Origin of the sequence: Nocardia farcinica (genome assembly GCF_029867845.1) — a bacterium.
In the GTDB taxonomy this organism is placed as follows: domain Bacteria; phylum Actinomycetota; class Actinomycetes; order Mycobacteriales; family Mycobacteriaceae; genus Nocardia; species Nocardia farcinica_A.
This window is the reverse complement of record NZ_JARWRU010000001.1, coordinates 1-1,394: the sequence shown is the minus strand read 5'-3', so window position 1 is coordinate 1,394 and position 1,394 is coordinate 1. Positions and strand designations below refer to the sequence as shown.

Sequence of the window (1,394 nt, the reverse complement as noted above, 5' to 3'; positions counted from 1 at the left end):
GGTCGAGGCCTTCCTCGCGGCCGCGCGCGACGGCGACATCGAACGGCTGGTCGTCCTGCTCGCACCCGACGCGGTCCGCACCGCCGACGCGCGCCTGCTGCCGCGGACAGCCGCCGCGACCGTGCGCGGCGCACGGGCCGTGGCGGCGGAGACCAGATCGTTCGCTGACCGGATCGCCTGTGCCGCACCGATATTCGCCGACGGCGAGGCCGCGGCGGTGATCGCGCCCGGCGGACAGCTGTTCGCGCTCGTCGGCTTCGAGTTCGCGGCCGGGTCGATCACCCGCGTGCGCATCACCGTGCCCGAGGGGCGCGACGTGGCGCTCGCCCTGCCGTGACCATTCGTCGCCGTCGTGATTCCAGCGGGTTGCTGGACACGGCCGCCTGGCGGGAACGGGCATCCGACGCGAGGAGGCTCACCTCCGGTCGGCGCGATGGTCCGATGGTCGCGGGGAGCGCCGCACCGATCTCGGCCCAGCCGGTCACCGGCGGTCGCCGCCACCTCCCCCCCGGCGGTCCCCCCGTTCGGAACCTACCGTCCCGTAGGGTCCTGATCTGCGGCGACGAAGGGGAATTGTGCCCGCGTCCGCCGCGTCTTTCGGGCAGACTGAGCGCATGACCGACAGGGTTGGCTCGGACCCCCAGTACGATCTGTTCGCCGAGGAATTCCTCGAACACGCGCGCGAGGGAATCTACAACGCCCACCTCGACCGCCCCGCCTGCCTGGAGTTGCTGGGCGATGTCTCCGGTCGTACCGTGCTCGACGTGGCCTGCGGCCCGGGACTGTACGCCGAGGAACTCGTCGCCAGGGGCGCCTGGGTGGTCGGCCTGGACATCAGCCCCCGCATGGTCGAATTGAGCCGTAAGCGCGTGCCACAGGCGCACTTCCGCGTCCACGACCTCAACGAGCCCATCTCCTGGCTGCCCGACGCCTCGGTCGATCTGGTCCTGTTCGCCCTCGCCCTGGAATACCTCGACGACCGCACCGCCACCCTGCGCGAGCTGCGCCGGGTGCTGCGTCCGCGCGGCGCCCTGGTGCTGTCCCGACCGCACCCCACCGGCGACTGGTTACGCCACGGCGGCGACTACTTCCGCCCCAGGGTCGTCGAGGAGATCTGGTCGAAGGGCTGGCAGGTCCGTCACTGGCTGTCCCCGCTGGAACAGACCTGTGAGGAACTGCGCGCCGTGGGCTTCCTCCTCGAATGCGTCCGCGAACCCCGCCCCGTGCCCTCCGCGGCCGACATCGACCCCGAACGCTACGCCCGCCTGGCCACCGAACCCGTCGGCTTCCTCGCTCTGCGCGCCATCCCCGACCCGCGCGCGGTTCCCGACCGGCGCCCTCGCGCGGCCGCGGGCTCGGCCTCCCGCCGCCGGGGGCCCCCGCCCCCCCGGCGG

1 protein-coding gene and 1 pseudogene are annotated in these 1,394 nt (G+C 73.2%); both read left to right on the top strand.

Features of this window, described 5'->3' with window-relative positions:
* Positions 1-337, top strand: a pseudogene (locus QH283_RS00010) (sigma-70 family RNA polymerase sigma factor); the annotation flags it as partial.
* Between the two features lie 277 nt (positions 338-614).
* A partial coding sequence (locus QH283_RS00005) for a class I SAM-dependent methyltransferase (RefSeq protein WP_280500966.1) occupies positions 615-1,394 on the top strand: 780 nt, incomplete at its 3' end.